This is a genomic window from Agrobacterium tumefaciens (genome assembly GCF_005221385.1).
GTDB lineage: Bacteria > Pseudomonadota > Alphaproteobacteria > Rhizobiales > Rhizobiaceae > Agrobacterium > Agrobacterium tomkonis.
This window is the reverse complement of sequence record NZ_CP039904.1, coordinates 615,417-634,567: the sequence shown is the minus strand read 5'-3', so window position 1 is coordinate 634,567 and position 19,151 is coordinate 615,417. Positions and strand designations below refer to the sequence as shown.

17 protein-coding genes are annotated in these 19,151 nt (G+C 54.7%); 4 read left to right on the top strand and 13 right to left on the bottom strand.

Features of this window, described 5'->3' with window-relative positions; all coding sequences use genetic code 11:
- Positions 1-5: 5 nt before the first annotated feature.
- The 3 genes from CFBP6623_RS18090 to CFBP6623_RS18080 are packed head-to-tail and all read left to right on the top strand — an operon-like array spanning position 6 to position 2,794.
- Positions 6-1,118, top strand: a complete 1,113-nt coding sequence (locus CFBP6623_RS18090; protein ID WP_046799791.1) for an ABC transporter ATP-binding protein — start codon at positions 6-8, stop codon at positions 1,116-1,118.
- A gap of 11 nt (positions 1,119-1,129) precedes the next feature.
- Positions 1,130-1,846 (top strand): glycerophosphodiester phosphodiesterase family protein, encoded by a 717-nt coding sequence (locus CFBP6623_RS18085; protein WP_046799790.1) that lies wholly within the window; start codon positions 1,130-1,132, stop codon positions 1,844-1,846.
- Between the two features lie 33 nt (positions 1,847-1,879).
- A complete protein-coding gene (locus tag CFBP6623_RS18080) occupies positions 1,880-2,794 on the top strand; it encodes a TIM barrel protein (RefSeq protein ID WP_046799789.1) in 915 nt (304 codons plus the stop codon).
- Between the two features lie 78 nt (positions 2,795-2,872).
- Here the strand turns inward: CFBP6623_RS18080 and CFBP6623_RS18075 are convergent, their stop codons facing one another.
- On the bottom strand, positions 2,873-4,270 hold the full coding sequence (locus CFBP6623_RS18075) for a family 16 glycosylhydrolase (protein WP_046799788.1): 1,398 nt from the start codon (positions 4,268-4,270) through the stop codon (positions 2,873-2,875).
- Positions 4,271-4,485: 215 nt separating this feature from the next.
- On the opposite strand from CFBP6623_RS18075, the gene greA reads away from it, so the two are divergent.
- Complete coding sequence (gene greA, locus CFBP6623_RS18070; RefSeq protein WP_080843221.1) at positions 4,486-4,968, top strand: transcription elongation factor GreA; 483 nt, start codon at positions 4,486-4,488, stop codon at positions 4,966-4,968.
- Between the two features lie 135 nt (positions 4,969-5,103).
- On the opposite strand, the gene rfbA is transcribed toward greA, so the two are convergent.
- From rfbA to CFBP6623_RS18010, 12 genes are all read right to left on the bottom strand, one after another.
- On the bottom strand, positions 5,104-5,967 hold the full coding sequence (gene rfbA / locus CFBP6623_RS18065) for a glucose-1-phosphate thymidylyltransferase RfbA (RefSeq protein WP_046799787.1): 864 nt from the start codon (positions 5,965-5,967) through the stop codon (positions 5,104-5,106).
- Positions 5,968-6,001: 34 nt separating this feature from the next.
- Positions 6,002-6,901: a dTDP-4-dehydrorhamnose reductase gene (gene rfbD / locus CFBP6623_RS18060; RefSeq protein WP_046799786.1), complete on the bottom strand. Its 900-nt coding sequence runs from the start codon at positions 6,899-6,901 to the stop codon at positions 6,002-6,004.
- On the bottom strand, positions 6,898-7,965 hold the full coding sequence (rfbB, locus tag CFBP6623_RS18055; protein ID WP_046799785.1) for a dTDP-glucose 4,6-dehydratase: 1,068 nt from the start codon (positions 7,963-7,965) through the stop codon (positions 6,898-6,900). The genes rfbD and rfbB overlap by 4 nt, the downstream gene beginning before the upstream one ends.
- A 5-nt stretch (positions 7,966-7,970) precedes the next feature.
- Complete coding sequence (gene rfbC, locus CFBP6623_RS18050) at positions 7,971-8,558, bottom strand: dTDP-4-dehydrorhamnose 3,5-epimerase (RefSeq protein WP_046799784.1); 588 nt, start codon at positions 8,556-8,558, stop codon at positions 7,971-7,973.
- Between the two features lie 29 nt (positions 8,559-8,587).
- Positions 8,588-9,478: a glycosyltransferase family 2 protein gene (locus CFBP6623_RS18045; protein WP_046800016.1), complete on the bottom strand. Its 891-nt coding sequence runs from the start codon at positions 9,476-9,478 to the stop codon at positions 8,588-8,590.
- 28 nt (positions 9,479-9,506) lie between these two features.
- A complete protein-coding gene (locus tag CFBP6623_RS18040; protein ID WP_080842826.1) occupies positions 9,507-10,538 on the bottom strand; it encodes a glycosyltransferase family 4 protein in 1,032 nt (343 codons plus the stop codon).
- Positions 10,529-10,843 (bottom strand): hypothetical protein, encoded by a 315-nt coding sequence (locus tag CFBP6623_RS18035; protein ID WP_137002563.1) that lies wholly within the window; start codon positions 10,841-10,843, stop codon positions 10,529-10,531. The genes CFBP6623_RS18040 and CFBP6623_RS18035 overlap by 10 nt, the downstream gene beginning before the upstream one ends.
- Before the next feature lie 34 nt (positions 10,844-10,877).
- Positions 10,878-11,747, bottom strand: a complete 870-nt coding sequence (locus CFBP6623_RS18030) for a glycosyltransferase family 2 protein (protein ID WP_137002562.1) — start codon at positions 11,745-11,747, stop codon at positions 10,878-10,880.
- Positions 11,748-11,910: 163 nt separating this feature from the next.
- Positions 11,911-13,368, bottom strand: coding sequence for a flippase (locus CFBP6623_RS18025; protein WP_046799782.1), 1,458 nt, complete (start codon positions 13,366-13,368; stop codon positions 11,911-11,913).
- Between the two features lie 15 nt (positions 13,369-13,383).
- Complete coding sequence (locus tag CFBP6623_RS18020) at positions 13,384-14,394, bottom strand: polysaccharide pyruvyl transferase family protein (RefSeq protein ID WP_046799781.1); 1,011 nt, start codon at positions 14,392-14,394, stop codon at positions 13,384-13,386.
- 272 nt (positions 14,395-14,666) lie between these two features.
- A complete protein-coding gene (locus CFBP6623_RS18015; protein WP_137002561.1) occupies positions 14,667-15,887 on the bottom strand; it encodes an O-antigen ligase family protein in 1,221 nt (406 codons plus the stop codon).
- A gap of 185 nt (positions 15,888-16,072) precedes the next feature.
- Entirely contained in the window at positions 16,073-19,042 is a 2,970-nt protein-coding gene (locus tag CFBP6623_RS18010) for a DUF4838 domain-containing protein (protein WP_167379184.1), read from the bottom strand.
- Between the last annotated feature and the right edge of the window lie 109 nt (positions 19,043-19,151).

The following is a 19,151-nucleotide window of genomic DNA, read 5'->3' as shown; positions in this document are numbered from 1 at the left end:
TCACCATGGCCAGGATCACTCTCGACAAAGTCACCAAGAGCTGGGGCGACACCCGGGTTCTGCAACCGATGACGGTCTCCATCGAAGATGGTGAATTCGTCGCCGTTCTCGGTCCTTCCGGATGCGGAAAATCGACCACACTTTTCCTGCTGGCCGGGCTTTACGCGCCGAGCGGCGGTGAGATCGCTTTCGACGGCCACAATGTCAACCGCATCGATGCACGCGATCGCAATGTCGGCATCGTCTTTCAGTCCTATGCGCTTTATCCCAACCTGACGGTACGGCAGAACATCGCCTTTCCGCTGCGTTTCAAGAATGTGCCGCGCGAGGACGTGGCGCGGCGGGTGGAAGAGGCTGCGAGCCTGGTGCAGATCGGCGCGCTGCTCGACCGGCGACCTTCGCAGCTTTCCGGCGGTCAGCAGCAGCGTGTCGCGCTGGCCCGGGCGCTGGTCAAGGAGCCGAATATCCTGCTTCTCGACGAGCCGCTCTCCAATCTTGACGCCACCCTGCGCATCGCCATGCGCGCCGAGCTGAAAAACATCCAGAAGCGTCTTGGCATCACGACGCTGATCGTCACCCATGACCAGATCGAAGCGATCACCATGGCGGACAGGATCATCTGCATGAATAACGGCTCTATCGCCCAGATCGGCACGCCCGATGATCTTTATCGCCGGCCCGACAATCTGTTCATCGCCGGTTTTATCGGTACTCCCCCGATGAATCTGCTGAAGGGGCAGGCGAAAGGCGAGCAGTTGCAGATTGGCGACGCCAGGTTCGACATCAATGCCCGTTGCGACGGCGAGATCACTTTCGGTTTGCGCCCGGAGGATATTACGCTCGTCAAATCCGCCGAAGCGCGGCTGGAAGGACCGGTCACCACCGTCGAGCCGATGGGGCGTGAGGTGTTCTACACGATCGACACGCCCGCGGGCGTGATCCACGCGCTGGAATATGGCGAGACGATAAGGCACGCGCCGGGTGATCGGGTCGGCATCAGCTGCAAATCAGGCCTCACCCTCGTTTTTGATGCTACCGGCAATCGCATTGCCGGGCTGCACGCCGATCTTTCTCACAATTCGACCATTCCGGCGCGAGAGCCGGAGCCCGTAAATTGACAGGAAATTCCATGCCCAAAATCGTCTCCCATCGCGGCGCCAACAAGTTCGCGCCCGAAAATACCTTTGCCGCCGCCGATCTCGCCCTGCAGCAGGGCGCGGACTATATCGAGCTTGACGTGCGCGAGAGTGCGGATGGGGTGCTCTATGTCTTCCACGACGAAACGCTGGACCGTACCACCGATGGTAAGGGGCCGATCGGCCATGCCCTGTCGGGCGAGATCGATGCGCTGGATGCGGGCAGCTGGTTCGGGGAAGGTTTCAAAGGGGCGGTCGTGCCGCGTCTCGATGCCTATCTGCGCCATTTGCGAGGCCGCTGCGGTGTTTATGTCGAGCTGAAATATTGCGATCCCGTCAAGGTTGCCGCGCTGGTACGGGATCTCGGCATGGTGCGCGATACTTTCTTCTTTTCATTTTCGGAGGATATGCGCCGGGGCCTGCAGGCAGCCGCGCCTGAATTCCGCAAGATGATGTTGCTCGATATCGCCAGGTCCCCCTCGCTGGCGGCGGCCGTGCACCATGCCTCGATCATAGAGATCACGCCGGAGCAGATGCGGCGGCCGGGGCTTGTCGCGGCGTGCCGCAAGGCCGGTCTCGAAGTCATGGTTTATTATGGCGGGGATGACGTCGACCTTCATAATGAGATTGCATTGGCCGGGGTAGACTACGTCAATATCGACAGACCGGATTTGTTCGATACGGCGCGCCGCGCCCGTGCGGCGGCGTGAACTTGCATAATTTCTATCCCTGGAGATGATGACATGAGCAATCTTATTGGTACCGGTTTCAACGCCGGCTCCGACGACGGTGAACTGGCCACGCTTGAAAGTGATCTGCGCGCACTTGCGGATATTGGCTGCGATACCGTTGAAATCGCCGTGACGAGCCTCGATCTGATTGCGGGCGGCCGCATCATCGAGGAGCGCGCCGACCGTTTCGTGGCGCTCGCAAAGCAGTTCGATTTTCGTTACACCGTGCATGGCCTGGTTTCGTCCAATTTCATGGACCCGGTGACGTGCCGTTACCAGATCGATGCCGCCAAGGCGCTCGCTGTCCTTTGTAACCGTATCGGCGCGGGCATCCTGGTTCAGCATGGTGGTGCGTTGCGTGCCGACCAGATTGCCGAGCGGGCCGATGCCGACAGCCGTGAGCGGGAAGCGCTTTTCGAACTTGCGGAATTCTGCAAGCCCAATGGCGTGCGCGTTGCACTGGAGAACATCTTCACCACCGAACCGGGGCAATATCGCCAGACGCCGGCCGAAGTGGCAGCGACCGTTAAGGCCGTGGGTCACGATAATCTCGTGGCGCTGATCGATTTCAGCCATGCCTATCTCGAATCCACCTATCGTGGTCTCGATTTCCGCGAGCAGCTTCGCGCCATGGCTCCGGTCGCCGGCCACCTGCATGTGCACGATTCCTTCGGCCGGCCGCAGGGCTTCTACGAGGCCTATTTCACGCAGGAAAATACAGCGCTCGGTATCGGCGACCTCCACATGCCGCTCGGCTGGGGTGATATTGAGTGGGAGAGCATCTTCTCGGAGCTCACCTTCCTGCCGGGTACGGTGCTGATGATGGAAATCAGCCGCCGTTACCGGGCCGAGCAGCCCGCAAGCCTCAAAACGGCGCAGCATCTGATGTCGCTGAACGCTGTAGGCACGCAGCTTGCGGCTGAATAAAGAACCTGAAAAAGACGCAGCCTCTGCAGGCTGACGTCTAAACGCCGGCAGTTCTGGACGCGACTGCCGGCGTTTTTGTCAGGCGGCCCAGTCTGAAAGTGAATAGGCCCTGATATAATCGATCATCATCTGTGAGCCGTCGCTGAAATCATTGGCTGACGGCGTTCCCGCCATGCCGCCGACGGCAAGATTGACGACCATATACATGGGGTCGTGCATATCATCAGGCGTATCCGCCTGCGCCACGGCGACATCGTCGAAATACCAGGTGATATGTTCGGCATCCCACAACACGCCGTAGGTGTGAAACCCTTCCGTGCTCGGCACGCTGACATTGTTGACGACCGATGTCTGTTCACCGGTGGCGTTCGAATGGGTGGACATGATCAGCGTGTTGGGATTCTGGCCGCGCATTTCAATGACATCGAGTTCCGGCGGCCAGGATCCGTCCTCCGGCAGAAGCCAGAAGGCTGGCCATGCGCCGCGGTCGGTCGGCATATCGGCGCGGATTTCGAAATATCCATAGGTCTGGCTGAAGGAGGAATAGGTGTTCAGCATGCCGGAGGTATAATCATAACCCTCGACTTCATCGGCGACTGATTGTGCCGTTTCCGCAGCAGTGATGGTCAGCACGCCGTTTTCGACGCTGAACGGATTGACCTCCGACGTGCCGGCATAAGCGGGGTTGATATACCATTGCGCCTCGCCATTCGTCGTCAGCGAACTTCCCTTTTCCGGAGCCCACCAATATTTGGCATCCCAGGTTCCCTGATCGCCGCTACGCAGTGACAGTGCATTGAATTCATCGGCAAAGGTCTGGGTCAGAGATGACCGGTCGAGACTGAGTTCGAACTGGTTCGCCTGAAGGTCGTCGATGGTCGTTCCGGCAAGAACGACGGCTTCGCCATTCGAAAAATTCAGCCACAGATCGCTGCCTTGCTGCGTGGCATTGCTGACGAGTTGATCGAAGGATGTGATGCCGTAACCGTTAAGCCGGATCGTATCGTTGGCGCTGAAATCCATGATGAGATCGGTGCCGTTGCCGCTTGTGAAGACGAAAGTGTCGGCTCCACCGCCGCCGATCAGAACATCATTGCCAGCTCCGCCATCGATCGTCTGGCTGCCCGATCCACCCGTGATGATGTTATCGAGCGCGTTTCCGAAAGCGTAACGGCCATCGCCCGTCACCCTGAGATTCTCAAAATTGTCGGGCAGGGTGTAGCTCATCCAGGTATCGATCGTATCGATGCCTTCCCCGGCATTTTCCACAGCGCGGTTGATGCTGGAATAGAGATAATAGATATCATCGCCCGTGCCGCCCGCCATCGTCACATTGACGGAACTATCGCCCCACATGGAATCGTTACCGCCGGTGCCGGTGAGCAGTGGGCCGGAACCCGTGGCGGAGAAAAATCCGGTGGAACTGTCGCTATAATAGAGCGTATCCCCAAGCGCATTCACTACTGTCCGGGCCATTGCCGTCTCCTGTTCGTTAGCGTTGGTGTCCTCACTCCTCCTGCAAGACAACCTAGCAGGGCAAAAAGCCTCCCGTTAGAGCCAGAAATGAGGGGTATGTTCCCTCTATGCGGGTTTCTTGCGGTTGCGCTCTTGCTCCGTCGCGGGGAGCAATGGCAAAACTGGACTGGAGAGAGATGTCCAAGCGGCATCTCAACGACATTGGAGTGCCAGGATTGAGTGTAGCCTTTACCAAGGAAGACAGTGCCGAAACAGCAGCCGAGACGGTTCTGCCCGATCGGGTGATTTCGCCACATCCCAATCTGGTGACCGAGGCCGGACTGAAAGCGCTGGAACTGCAACTGCACGCCGCGCGTGAAGCTTGCGAAGCGGCCAACGCCATTGAGGACGTCAATGAAAGGAGGCGGCTTTCCGCCAGCCCCCTGCGCGATATCAGGTATTACGCGGAGCGTCTCCGCACCGCCCAACTCATGCCGCACCCGCCTGCGGACGGCATCGTCGCCTTTGGCAGCCTGGTAACCTTCAGCCGCGATGACGGACGGACGCAACAATTCCGGATTGTCGGTGAAGACGAGGCCGATCCCGCTGCGGGATCGATGTCTTATGTTTCCCCTGTCGCCCGGGCGTTGATGGGCAAAGCGGCCGGTGATCTGGTCAGTTTGGGTGGGAAGGAAATTGAAATCATCGACGTGGCATAGTGCTTTGTATCCGGAAACGTAGACACATAAACAGCTTAGAGCGCATCCAGTTACGGTGAAACGTCGGACGCGCTCCAGATTTGTTTCGCGTATTTTCTGGGCGTACAGCCGCTACGCACTCTTCCTGGAAATGCTCTAGCCAAGCAGTTTGGAAAGATAGCGACCGTAACTGCTCTTTCCGTAGCCCTCCGCGAGTTTTCGCGTTTGATCTTCAGTTATGAAGCCCATGCGATAGGCAATTTCTTCTGGGCAGCAGATTTTGAAGCCCTGACGGCGTTCGAGTGTCGCTACGAATTCACTGGCTTCCAGAAGACTATCGGGTGTTCCGGTATCGAGCCAGGCGTAACCGCGGCCCATAAGTTCGACATTGAGCTTTCCACGGTCAAGATATTCACGGTTCACGTCTGTGATCTCCAATTCGCCTCGCGCCGACGGCTTCAGGTTAGCCGCGATGTCGATGACGTCATTGTCGTAAAAGTAGAGCCCGGTTACCGCCCAGTTGGATTTCGGTACGGCAGGCTTTTCCTCGATCGAAATTGCCTTCATGGAGCTATCAAACTCAACGACGCCATATCGATCTGGATCGTTAACCTGGTAGGCGAACACTGTTGCTCCGTCCAGGCGATAGGCCGCATCCTTGATCACGTCGCTTATACCATGGCCGTAGAAGATGTTATCACCCAGAATGAGACATGAGGGCGAGGAGCCTATGAAATCGGCGCCGATAACGAAGGCTTGGGCAAGGCCGTCGGGCGTCGGCTGCGCGGCGTAGGTCAATGAAATCCCGAGGCGTGAACCGTCCCCCAGAAGCGCCTGGAAGTTGGGCAGGTCGCGGGGTGTCGAGATTATCAATATGTCCTGGATGCCGGCCAACATTAGCGTCGACAGCGGATAAAAAATCATCGGTTTATCGTAGATCGGCATGAGTTGCTTCGAGAGGACCGAAGTCATCGGATGCAATCGTGTTCCGCTTCCGCCCGCAAGTATGATGCCCTTCATGCCGTGCTTTCTCCGTTTGTCTTGATAAGGTGACTTATGCTCGCAATTCGGCGATCAACCGTTCGACAATCTGAGCGGTCGAACTTTGCCAATTGGGTAAAACGATGCCGTGCAGATCCCGCAATCGCGAGCAATCGAGCCGCGAGTTCGCCGGACGTTTTGCAGGCGTGGGATAGTCGCTTGTTGCGATCCTCGTCACTGTCGCAAACGGACCGTTTTGCAAGCGGGCGTGGGAAAAAATCTCTTCGGCAAAGTCAGCCCAGCTTGCTGCACCGGATCCACTCATGTGGAAAGTGCCGCGGAGCCTGCGTGATTGATCCGATAGAAGATTGGAGGCCACTGTGAGTATGCCATCGGCGATATCGAGAGCTGAGGTCGGATTACCGATCTGATCGTCGACAACTGAAAGGTTTTCGCGCGTTTCCGCCAGCCGTAACATCGTCTTCAGAAAATTTTTGCCGAATGGGCTGTAAACCCAGGCAGTGCGAAGGATCACATGCTCGTCTGTTGCGGCGCGAACCGCTATTTCTCCAGCAAGCTTGGAGCGTCCATAAACCCCGACTGGAGCGACGGGATCGTCTTCCAAATACGGCGTGCTCTTTTGGCCGTCAAAAACATAGTCGGTGGAAATCTGGATGACTGGCACGCCAAGCCGATGGGCGGCCTTTGCAATCTCTCCTGCTGAGAGACTGTTGATGCGTGTGGCAAGTTCCTCTTCCGATTCTGCCTGATCAACCGCAGTATGCGCTGCCGCCGATACGATAATGTCTGGCGATGCCATTTCGATCGCTGCACCCACCGTTGAAGGGTCGGCTAGGTCAAGTTGAGGGCGACCAAGGGCGACAATCTCGAAAGATCCGTTGAGCACAGCGCGTTCAGCCAGCGCCATTGCGATCTGTCCGTGTATTCCAGTCACAAGCAGCCGCTGGCTCATGACGCGACCTTGATCTGCTGTTCAATCAATCCGAGCCGTGTTCCGGAGTAATCTTGTCTCAGCGGCTCCCACCACCACTGATTGTCCAGGTACCATTTGACGGTCTTTTCGATGCCGGTGTCGAAATTCTCTTGCGCCGTCCATCCAAGCTCGACTTCGAGCTTGGTGGCGTCGATGGCATAACGAGCGTCGTGACCGGGGCGGTCGGTCACATAAGTTATCAGCCGTGCATGTGGCGCACCTGATGGATTAAACTCGTCCATCAACGCACAAATTCGCTCGACGACATCAATGTTGCGTCTCTCGTTTCGACCGCCCACATTATAGGTCTCGCCTATGCGGCCTTTCTCGGAGATGAGATCAAGCGCCCGGGCGTGGTCCTCGACATAGAGCCAGTCCCGAATATTGGCGCCAGTCCCGTATATTGGCAGCGCCTTTCCCGCCAGGGCGTTGAGGATCACGAGTGGGATGAGTTTTTCCGGGAAATGGTACGGGCCGTAGTTGTTGGAGCAGTTGGAGACGATGACCGGCAGACCATAGGTCCGGGCCCAGGCTTTCGCCAGATGATCGGAAGAGGCCTTGGATGCCGAGTAAGGCGAACTCGGATCGTAGGGGGTCTCCTCCGTGAAAAGACCTTCCTGTCCGAGCGAGCCGTAGACTTCGTCGGTGGAGACGTGCAGAAATCTGAATGGTTCTTTCTCGTCGGCCTTCAGGCTCGACCAAAAACAACGTGCATGCTCGAGCATATTGAATGTGCCCAACACATTGGTCTCGACAAAATCGCGTGCGCCGGTGATTGAGCGATCCACGTGGCTTTCAGCGGCAAGGTGCATGACACGTTGCGGACGGAAGCTTTCGAACGCATCATGGATCGCCGAACTGTCGCATATATCCGCTTTCAAAAAATGGTGTCTGGGATGATCGATAATCTTCTGAAGAGAGGCCAGTGTACCCGCATAGGTAAGCTTGTCGACCGTTAGAACCTCGTAGCCTTTGTCGAGCACCAGGTGACGAACAACAGCAGAACCTATGAAGCCGGCACCCCCGGTTACCAGAACACGCATATGGGCTACCCTTCCAATGAACCGATAGAACTCTGTGAATAGGTGAACACGGCGCCAAGCTCCGCCAGTGTAGGCTGGCGGCGGTCTTTGGCTGACAAGACCGCTTTGCCGCTGGCGATCGGCCAGTTTATGCCGATCTCGGGGTCGTCATATGCGAGACCGCGATCATGTTCGGGACTATAATATTCTGTGACCTTGTAACTGGCTTTGGTATTCGCCTCGAGCGTGCAAAAGCCATGCGCGAAGCCTGCCGGAACCCAGAGCATTTGCCCATTGTCGGGGGTAAGTTCGGCCGTCACGTGGTGTCCGTAGGTAGGAGATCCGGTGCGGATATCGACCGCTACATCAAGGATGGCGCCAGTGACGCAGGAGACCAGTTTACCCTGCGCTTTGGGTTCCAGCTGGAAATGGAGTCCACGGATCGTGCCTGCGTCCGCTGACAGGGATTGATTGTCCTGAACGAAGTCAAAATTTCCGACGGCTTCCTCGAACAGGCTCTTCCGGAAAGACTCCATAAAGTATCCGCGCTCATCCCCGAACTTCTTCGGCGTGATCAAAATCACGTCAGGTATATCCAGTCTTTCAAACTGCATTTTTCCATCTTCCGCTTGTTCTATCGACTTCAGAGATCAATAGACGTCGTTGTAAACACGTTAGTCGGCGGTTCTTCCGACCACCGTTTTTTGCGGCCGCTGCTGATGATGTTTGCAATTCCGGGAGAGCGAAACAGTGGCAAATGGAAGCGCCGCGCAAACAACAATAGGCTGCGGATATGTGCTCGGCCGGCGAAACTTAACGGGCTTGCTGCGCTTTGGCGCTGGTGATCATGGACAAGTGGAAGGCCTGGGAAATAGACCACACGACGGCCGCTCATCCAGGTGCGTGCGCACAGGTCTACGTCCTCCATATAGAGGAAGTAGTTTTCCTCCATGCCGCCGAGCCGATTAAACAGGTCGCGCCTTATGATGAAACCCGTACCCATCACCCATTCAGCATTGAATGGTTCGCCTCTATCGGTTTCGTCGAGCATGAGATGGCGATTTATACGGCTCTTCATCAATGGACGAAGTTGACCGAAGCGTCGGGTAGCGATGTCCAGTACCGAGTAGAAGCGTCGGGCGCCGTATTGCCGACTACCATCGGGATTGATCAAATCCAGACCCGCAATTCCGATGTCCGGCATGGCGTCCATGTGATCAAGTACAGGTGTTACGCTATCCATCTCGAAATAGGTGTCGGGATTGAGTATCAGCAAATAGTCCGCGTCTATTCCCGCAGCACCAAAATTAACACCGGCACCGAAACCGCCATTGACCAGTGATGCCTTGATCTCGATATCCGGCATGGCGGTTTGCATCAGGCGCATTGAATCGTCGCCCGAGCAATTCTCGACGACAGTAATATTTTCAGCCTTGGCGATACCCCGTTCCCGTATCGAACCGACGCTGCGGATCGTCAATTCTGGCGTACGGAAATTGACAAGGATGACGTGAAGTCTCTGTCGTTTGGCCATAATATTCACCATGTTTCCGAATTACCGCCTAGATGGCAGCCCCCTTCACTATTTCCCAAAGGTGTCGAGCCGATACGCCCCAATCGAAATCTTCCCGTCTCTTGCGGCCGCTCGTGATAAGGTGTTGCCGGAAGGCTTCGTCAGAGGTGATCCGATCAAGCCCTTCCCTGATCTCTTCCACGGACTGTGGATCCACCAGAAGCGCGCCCCCGCCTGCGACTTCCGGCATGGCCGAAACATTTGAGGTTATGACCGGTACCCCACACGCATATGCCTCGACGATTGGAAGTCCGAAGCCCTCGAACAGCGAGACATAGGCGACTGCGAGTGCCCCTCTGTAGAGTGAAGGGATCTGCTCGGATGGCAGTCGGCCCGTGAAAATCAAATTCCGGTCGATGCCAAGCTCGGTGGCCAGCGCCTGAAGCTCATTATTGGGATTTCCGGTCAGAACCAGTCTTATTCCCCGGCCGGGCAGGCTGGAGGTTGCATAGGCTCGCACGAGCCTGTCCAGGTTCTTGTAGCTGCGGTGATTGCCGCCGTAGAAGATGTAAGGGTAGCCGGGGCTGTGTCTCAGCCCGTCTTCGCGGAACATCTGTTCAGTGCCATTATAAACAAGATGGACTTTGTCTGAAGGCATTCCAGACCAGTCCATGAACTCCTGTCTTGTATATTCTGAAACACAAATAACTGCCGCGCAGCGTCGGTACAGCGGCCTATAGATCAGGTCATAATAAGCGCGCTTGGTTTTGCCATAGAAACGGCGATGGGTGAGATCGTGCACAACGACCACTGATGGAAGTTTAGTAACTAGCGGTGGTACGAAGCCCGCGCTGAAAAACACGCCTTTGCCGCCACGTCCGGCAAGCGAGTGACTGATAGAGAGCGGCGACAAGGGCGAACCTATCCGTCCTCGCACCTTAACATCAACTATGCGCAGGTCGGCCGGAAGCCGTGCCTCAATTTCGGTCTGCACCTTTCCGATGCCCGTTTCTTCAGGCCACCGCCGGTCTGCAAAAACAGTTGTGGTGGGCGCATATGTGTCACCACTTCTCAGACGCACGTTAAGGGTTCCTTGGTTGTTGCCCTGGCGCGCGCGCCTGAGCTGCTGTGCTGATGGAGGTTTGCTTCATGGCAAGCGTAGTTGACCGTCGAATGATCGATTTCAGGAAAGCCATCGGAAGAATCTACCCGCAGACCGGGGGCTGTTTTCTGTTGTGGAACAACAGATGCGCTCCATCCGGCATAGCGACCACTTACCAGGGACGGTGCGGCCCCAATCACTTTCGCGCAGCCAAACGGCTCTCTTGCCGACAACACGGTGTCCGCAATCATGGCAATGAAATGTTTGGGCTGTAATGCGGTCAAACCAATACCATCCCGTTAGAGCCGTTTTCGAGAGTTAGTGATTACGGTGTGTTTGCCGGTTAGGATCGTCGGCCCAGCCGCGCAGGCGCTCGCGAAACGCGCTGGCACGATAACGCGCTTGCCCCAGCTGTCCTTTGGCGAGGGCGGCCATGGCGCCGATGAGCGGACGGCCCGCCATATAGGTGATGAACCAGAGCGGATACGCCTCCATGCGCATTACTCGCCCAAAGCCTCGGTTATAAAGGCGCCCACGTTTCATCGCGACGTCGTCAAAAATCGCCAGCGGTTCGGGATGCATGATGCGCAGGCCCGGATCATAAAAACCCTTTGCACCGTCGCGCAGTGCGCGTAGCAATAGTTCCGTTTCTTCGCCAGCACCCCATACCGTGCCAGAACCAACGCCAAGATCTTCGTTGAACCGGCCTGCTTTTTTGAGGGTCGGCACGCGGTAGAACGTTGTGTAGGAGGTTTGGCTGGTCCAGATATTGAAGCGATTGATGACATGCGGCACCATCCCCCAACGGCCTTGCGAAGGCACGCCGGCAGGAGTGATGCTCATGCCCGTGTAGACACCTAGGTCGCCGTCATCGAGGAATGCGGAGCTTACCCGTTTTAAGGTATCCGTCAGATAGATGCAGTCGTCGTCTGGAAAGGCGACGATATCGCCGGTAACATGTTCAAGCCCTAGATTGCGGCCGCGAGAAAGCCCTTTGCGGCTGTCCCGGATATATAGAACCGGAAGACTGCCTTCAAAGCGCTTCACGACCTCCTCGGTACCGTCATCAGAACTTTGATCAACGACAATGATCTGAGTTGCTGGTACCGACTGGATTTTTAGGGATTCCAAAAGCTCGCCGATTTGTCGAGGGCGATGCATTGTGGACGTCACAAGTGAAATGTTCAAAAGTAACCCTATCAAACAATGTATTTTTCTAAAAAAAGATAAAAGTAAAAAAAGCAGGCAGATATGAATTTAGCCGTAGTCTATCAATTCATTTCGCTATCGCAAGGTGAAGTTTTGCAGTGCATGAAAATTTTGAAATATGTTTAATTACGAAGTGCCTTAATCAAAGAGCCTTCCGCCTTACCGATCTTATAAACTGCACGACCATCCCACGTTCGGAGGGCAGGAGACAAAACGCGATATAAACAAGCGATCCGATCAGAAGGAAGGATTTCAGGGCGTTGTAATATTCCAGATCGCGTCCCAGTAACTCAAACAGTGAAACTGGTAAAAGACAGGGCATGGCGAGGGCGAAATTCTTCCAGTAGACCGTCACTCTATTTGCAGCCCAGTAAAGAATGATCCCGTCGAGCATGGTGCGAAAAACCCACGCACCAGCAGCGCCAATTACGCCAGCCTTGGCAACGGCGAAGTATAGAAGTGGAACGAAAACAACAAACTCGATCGCATATGCAAGGGTCGGCACGCGAGCCTTGCCGCGTGACTGGAAGAATGCGAGGGGCATGAATGTCATTGCGTAGAACCAGAACCCAGCCATGAGTATGGTGCCCGGAGGGACGGCCTGGTCAGCTATTTCTCTGCCAACCCAAAGGTCCAGAAAAGGCTTAAGAAAGATTAAGCCGCAGACGGTAATCGGGGTGATGGTAAGAAACATCACACGACTTCCGAATTCAAGTATCTGCCGAGCTTCTTCATCGTGTTTGGCTGCGGCGAAGCGCGGGAATAATACCGAGAACCAGCTATATGGGATGAGCGTGACCCGAATGATTACATTATACGGCAAGCTATATATGGCAACCGCGTGCAGGGAGGAAACTGCACCGATAACAAACCGGTCCATGGTTAGCATAAGCTGGTTCATGACGCCGGAGACCATCGTCCAGCCGCCGAAGCTAAGCATGGGGCGGACATCGGAGATACTAAAACGCGGCACTCGCGCTTCTTTTGACAATGACAGGCAGTACGCAAAGAGCAGAACAACGCCTCCGACCCTTCCCAGAAGAGCGCCCACGGCGAGCCACGGAAGTTCGACCGAAACCAGCCACCCCGCCAGAAGCGGCGCAGTCTGAAACAAAATTGTGCCTGCTGACTGGGCGATATTGAGTTTTCCGAATTGTTCCCGTCCCTGAAGGTATCCAGTCAGCACCGAGGAAATGGTCACGAATGGCAAAATAGCCACAAGTGTCAGGAGTGCCGTTCCAATTTCGCCACTTAAGTCAGCGCTCACGGAAAAGATGCGGTCGAAGAAGAAACGGCCGATGCAATAAGCGAGAAATGCACCCGCTAGTCCGCCAAGGGTGCTAAGTGCAAGCCCGGTCCAAAAAAAATCCGCCCGTCGGTGCTCGTCACTTTCGCGAGCGACCGCACTCGCTACAGTCCGCCCAAAACCAAAGTCAAAGATGCCGAGATATCCGAGCAGCAGCCAAATGAGAGATAATATGCCGAAACGCTCCAGGCCGACCAAATGAAGGTAAAATGGTGTGACGATCAACGTCACCGCCATCGGCACGAGGCCGCCTGCCAGGTTGGCTGAAAGGCCAAATATCAGTCTTGAGCTCATGGTCCCTCCGAGAGCTCAAGCCGATGTAACTAACGGTGACCCTGAGAGCCACTTGGTATGATATCGATGGAGTTTCCGATATTTGTTGTTGCGATCATCAAAATATATCGGCTTGGAAAGCAGTGATGACAAAATCATACCGTGTAAGCGGTCGGTCCTGACACTTTCAAACTTCTGGAAATGTTCGACGCCATTGCCGATGACGCGATCCCGCAAAACATACCATGCCTTATAGCTGGGAGCTGATCGCGGAACGGGATTGAGACGCCGCCAAGCACAAAATACCTTGTATAATATCCTGTCGCGAGAAGATTGGGTGTCATCCCAATCGAAACCACCTTTGGCGCCAGCTTGACTGCTCCCCCCCTCCAAGTCGATGCGTGTTTGTTGGAGCTCACCAGTTCCGATCGTGTAAGGGAATGGAAAAAACGCCGCGTTTTCCCAAAGCTCATGTGCCATATCGGGCAATATCTCACCCGGTACCCCACTCGCAGCCAGAAATTCAAGTGATTCCTGGTCCCGCACGAATATTGTCAGGTTGCCATGCCTGCCGCACAATTTGGCGGCTTCGTCGTATTTTCTTCGGTCGCCAAATTGAATCGATTGGGGAAACACGATGGCTTTAACGCCACTATATCGCTCCAACAGGGCTTCACGGAGCTTTTGATGATGCGGCCATACATCTCCGAAACTCCCACCCCCATGGAATACCAGAACCGCACCGCCGGCGATATCCGCATCAAGTTGAGGGAGGCGTCTTCCTAGAATGAATTTATCGGATTCGTAATAATATTTGCCAAGATCTCCGATTGCATAGCGACTTACGACATTAATTCCATTTCGAGAAAAAAATGCTTCGGTGCCAATATTAATCAGCAGGTCTCCTGTATTGAAATGTGCGGGGTAATCAATGTATGCAACCTTCGCCCCTGTTCCGATACATTCGTTAATTTGCGAAAACTTTGATTTGAGGTCCCGCATTACAGCAGCGTGCGCTTCTAGCTCACTGTGAATTGGTGCCAACATGGCTTATAATCCGCTTTGTAAGAATTTAAGAAATAAAATAAATATAGAACTGCTTCTCGCATATGCGAAATAAATCGCTTTGACCAGACAAATTTGCGATTGGTGGCCGACCGAAAATTCCCCTGTTCGCAGAATTTGCAGATATTCACGGACAACATTAACGACTTCGAGAAATCACCAATCAAGTGATACTGCGACGTCCAAATTGACGATTGCCTATTCTTGGGCCCCCATAGCGGGATGCGCCGCGGAGTGAGGGCAAACCCCCGACATTACGGGAGTTTCTCCGCCCTATGCTTGTATTCGCGACTGAATTCATTCGTTGCGTTGATACTTTCCGCGATTTTCTTCGCTCTTTGAAATGCAAGTCGCTGGAATTTGTCCTGCGATACCAAAAATCCCATGAAAAAATAGACCAATTCGGACTGGTGTAGTGGGTTAAGCAACGACAAGGCAGCAATTGGCGCCAACACCCTGGTTGCAGAGTTTCCCACTCCGGCAAAGATCACCAACCACATCGCAAAACCGAAAGGTCCGGCAATTAGCCAGAGATCAAGCGGGACCGAGAATACCGAGTTTGTGCCTTCTCCCAGCCCTCTTACCTGAATCCAGGTGTTGGAGAAAAACGCCTCCACAAATCCCAGCCCGTAACCAAACGGATTGGCGCGCAGCAGATCGAGGCTGACAGTGAATGCAAGTCCCCGTTCTTCCTCCAGTTTGACCGCCAATCTGTCGCCGGTGAGCTCTTCCGAAAAAATGGACAGATAAAACATTGCGCCGATGATAACCGGCAGGATCTTTATCCACAAAGGCAGCCTTGATTGCAGGAGAAACACGATTCCAGCAGCGATGAACGTCGTCTTTGAGCCGGATAGAAGCATGACAACAATGTTAAGACCGAAGAACAGCAAGAAGCCTCGATTTGAGCGATCCTTCAGGAGCAATACATAGGAGAGAAGGAGAAAATAGACCGCCAGCCAATTACGCTCCTTGAACGTTCCATGGAGCGCACCCTGCCCAAAGCTGATTTCCTCATAGATCACGGGTATATGCAGCGCCTGCGCTGCATATTGAAAAATCAGGAAGATAAATAGGAAGCCGTACGCCAATGGCAGCGAACGGTCACCGAAGTGCCATCCCAACCATTTTCCCACCACATAAAACGCCGGATAAAAAAGGACAAATTTAACGAGCTGATCCATTTCCTTTATGCGCGTGTAATCCTGCATGAAGGTTAGAGCCAGCGTAAAATAGACGAATGCGGCATAGGCGATAAGTTCTGTTCCCGATAGTCGAGGCCGTTCATAAAACAGCATCACCACCAGCGCGATTAACACCCAGAGATGTGCGGGTTGTGCAATGGACAGCTTCACTGCCTGCAGCGGCAATAAAAGCAGGCCGCCGACCAGAATTATCTCCAGAAGAAGCATTCGTCGCTTGGGGATCGCATCTTTTTGTGGCAAAGACCAAGGCTGGCTGTAGGTGGTATTCACCCATAAATTCCTTCAAAAATGGGGCATTTTCGTATCGCTAAATGTTTAGGCAATAAGTGAACAGAGCGGAGCAGGATGGATTTATCAAAATTTGTATATCCATGTACGAACGCGGTCTTCACTTAAATTATATTTGTTTCTTTGCATTTCGAATGTAACTGAGTTCACATCCCACTGCGCGAATATTAGCATTTTTGCGTGGAGGATGTTCTGACATGCGGTAAATTTTTGCCGGGCAGATCAACGGTTGTTTCACGCCACGGGCGAGATAATGCAACTATTCTGTCGATAATAACCTTCGATCCCTCAGGCCCGCGTAACGGATCCAGATAAATACTGCGAGCATGGTCGGCCGTGTATGAAAAAGGTCCACCTGGCACCTGGAACCAGGAGTATGCAGCGGAAGTCAGCTGATCGGGCCCAATTGTATCGAAACAATCCATCGGGGGGGCCGCGCCGAGTTTGGCGACGGCTTCATTTTTCGTCGTGTCATCCGTACGAAGGGCGGCATAAAGCCACCATTCGCCGGGCTTGGGTAATTTGTCAAACTTCAACTGCATATTCCAACCCGGCGAGCTCCGATCGAGTGCCACCGCTGCCCCGTCAGAGGCAAGGGGATCGGCCACGATCGCGCTTTTCGTTCCGGCGAAACGTTGAAATGATATATCCTGTATGTCTTTCCAGCTCACCCCATCCATGGCGATATCCGGCTTTTCGGGCAGTCGCCTTTCTATGGCCAGAAGAGGAGCCAGGGCTGCAATCTTGTCGTTTTGAATGTATTGGGTAACACCGGCTTGCGAGATCGCCTTCCAAAAACGGGCAGAGCGCTGATTTTTATCGGTGTTTACGTCGAAGCCTATCTGATCTTTCAAGTCCGAATATTCGTTCCGCCGCAGGAGGATTACATAATCGACCGGCATGCGGGCGGTCTGCACCCGGGCTTCATAGCGGGTTCCGCGGACCGATGCCTCGGCTTTGTCAAACAGGCTGTCGGCCCGTTTGACAAACTCGGCGTCAAACATAGCCATATCGACAGTCGTCTTTTCTGCCAGAACATCATCGGTGCGGCTGATCTTGTCATGGTAGAAACGGATATATTCGATGATATCAGAAGCCGCAGGCCCGTAATAAGCCTCGCAGAACTCACGAACCAGTTCATCAATATCCTGTTCTGGGTCCCAGAGCAGGCGGGCGATCACCCACGCTCTCAGGCTGGCAAATTCGGCGCCCGGCGTATTGAAGCTGCCTTCACCCATATATCCCCCAACGTGGTCCAGTGAGGCCAGCCATTGGATCGATCTGCCGATTGGGAAGATGTTTGGAGTAGGTTGAATGAAGCCGGCGAAATTCGTGATGTGATCCCAAATAAGAACATTGCGGGCAATCTTGTTCCAGCCGGCAATGTCCTTGCCGAGGGCGGCGTTAGCGGAGCCGTTGAGCGCGTCGCGGTAGTTAACGTGGATCGTCATCGGATAGACAAGGATGTGATCGGGGACGGTCATGCCTTCCGGCGGTGTGAAGCTCCAGTGGTAGGCATTAAAGGCGAGACGAGCGCCAGGTAGTTCGGCGCGGACGCGTCGGGCAATGTCGATCATCATGTCCAGCCGTGGCGCCGAAGCATGCCCTCCATGACGATCGGCGAATGCCTTGCTGCTTGCGTCCATATCCCAGCCCCAATCCATATCGTGAATGGAAAACCAGATACTGCGATAACCCGGCAAGGCACGTAGTCGTTCGATAACCACCCGGGCCATCTCCGCGCGCATCTCCTCGTTCATCATCGCCAGTTGCCCGCCCGCATACCAGTCCGGATGAGCCGGCTTATAGATGGCCGGAGGCAATAATTGATAGAAATTGGCGATGATGCCCTGGCTTGCCCAGCTTCTATCCCAACTATCAAGCGCCGGCGGTGACGATTGGAAGGAGGGGCCGTGAGATTCACCGTTCATGAGGTTACGCTGACGCCATGCCTTGTCTTCCGCCTCGACACTGAGCACCTCCCGAAAGCCAAAGCGCGGGATTTGTCGCTCGTGTTGAAACGGTAGCGTGATGTCTGGCGTCAGCGGAAGGTTTGTCGCATCCGGCGCCAACCATCGAATGCCGAGTTTACGGTCGAGGAACCAGTTGACGCCATACATGGTGCCGCGCGGTGTACGCCCGGCGATCAGGATGTGGGGACCGGAAGAACGTATGAGGAAGCCATCGTTTCCCAGTTCTTCAAAATCGGCCTCAGTGAACGCTTTGCGGGCAAATGCGTTAAGGCGGCCGACGACGAGCAGCGGCTGCTCTGCGACAGCTTCATCTATGGACAGATGTTTGGGTCCAACAGCACCTGCAACCTGCGCAGAAAAATTTGAGAGATCGCTGGCGGCCTGAAGCGTCATCACGTCTTCATCGACACCAACATGCACACGCATTGCCATGTCTCTTGCTGTCGCCAGGCGATGTCGACCATCCTGTGGAACGGGACGAGCAAGCTGGTTTCTCATGAGTTCGGCGTTAGAAGCCTGCTCCGCGGGCGGTGGAAGCCACTCTGCCACCAAGGTCTGACGTGCGGCTTCGGCAACTGAGGTTGCCGGCTCCTCTGTCTGTGTCATGGAGACGCCGGTGAATGCCGCTGCGCCCGGGGTGCACGGAGCTTTACGAAGGTAAAGAACCATCTGATCGGCTTCAGGCGGCGCGGTAAAGACAATGGCGAGGGATTGCCATTTGGCCTTATCGCCGCCTGTAACGAAAGCTGCTTTCTCGGTCCGCGGAACTTTATCAGCGGTACATTTCCCATTCTCGCGGCCATCTAATGTGACTTTGGCTGGCCCTTGCCATTCATCCGTGACGCCCGCCCCACGAAAGCTCATCTGCGCATAAACCGTGCCCGGCTGCGTGGCTTCACTGCGGATATCCATTGAGAGGCGGTAGTTGCGCCCGCCGGAGACGCTGATTTTCTCCTGTACGACCATGCCGGACGGAATCAAGGCAGCCTCGCGTCCGGCTATTTTCTGCAACCGTATAGCCGAGCCTTGCGGCCACCATGGGAAGATATGGCCGGCGAAAGAGCCGTTTTTGACGAGTTCGGACTGTTGTGCAAATGCAGGAAGAGAAAGAAGACTGAATGCCGCGAAAAGGCAGATAAGAGATCTTTGTAAAAACCTTTTCATTGGCATTCCTTAAATTGTTTAAATTTATGGAAAATATATTTTTGAAAAACCAGTCTAGTTCAGTCCGAGATGCCTCTTAATTTCGGCTCAAAGGCAATTCCGGTGGAGT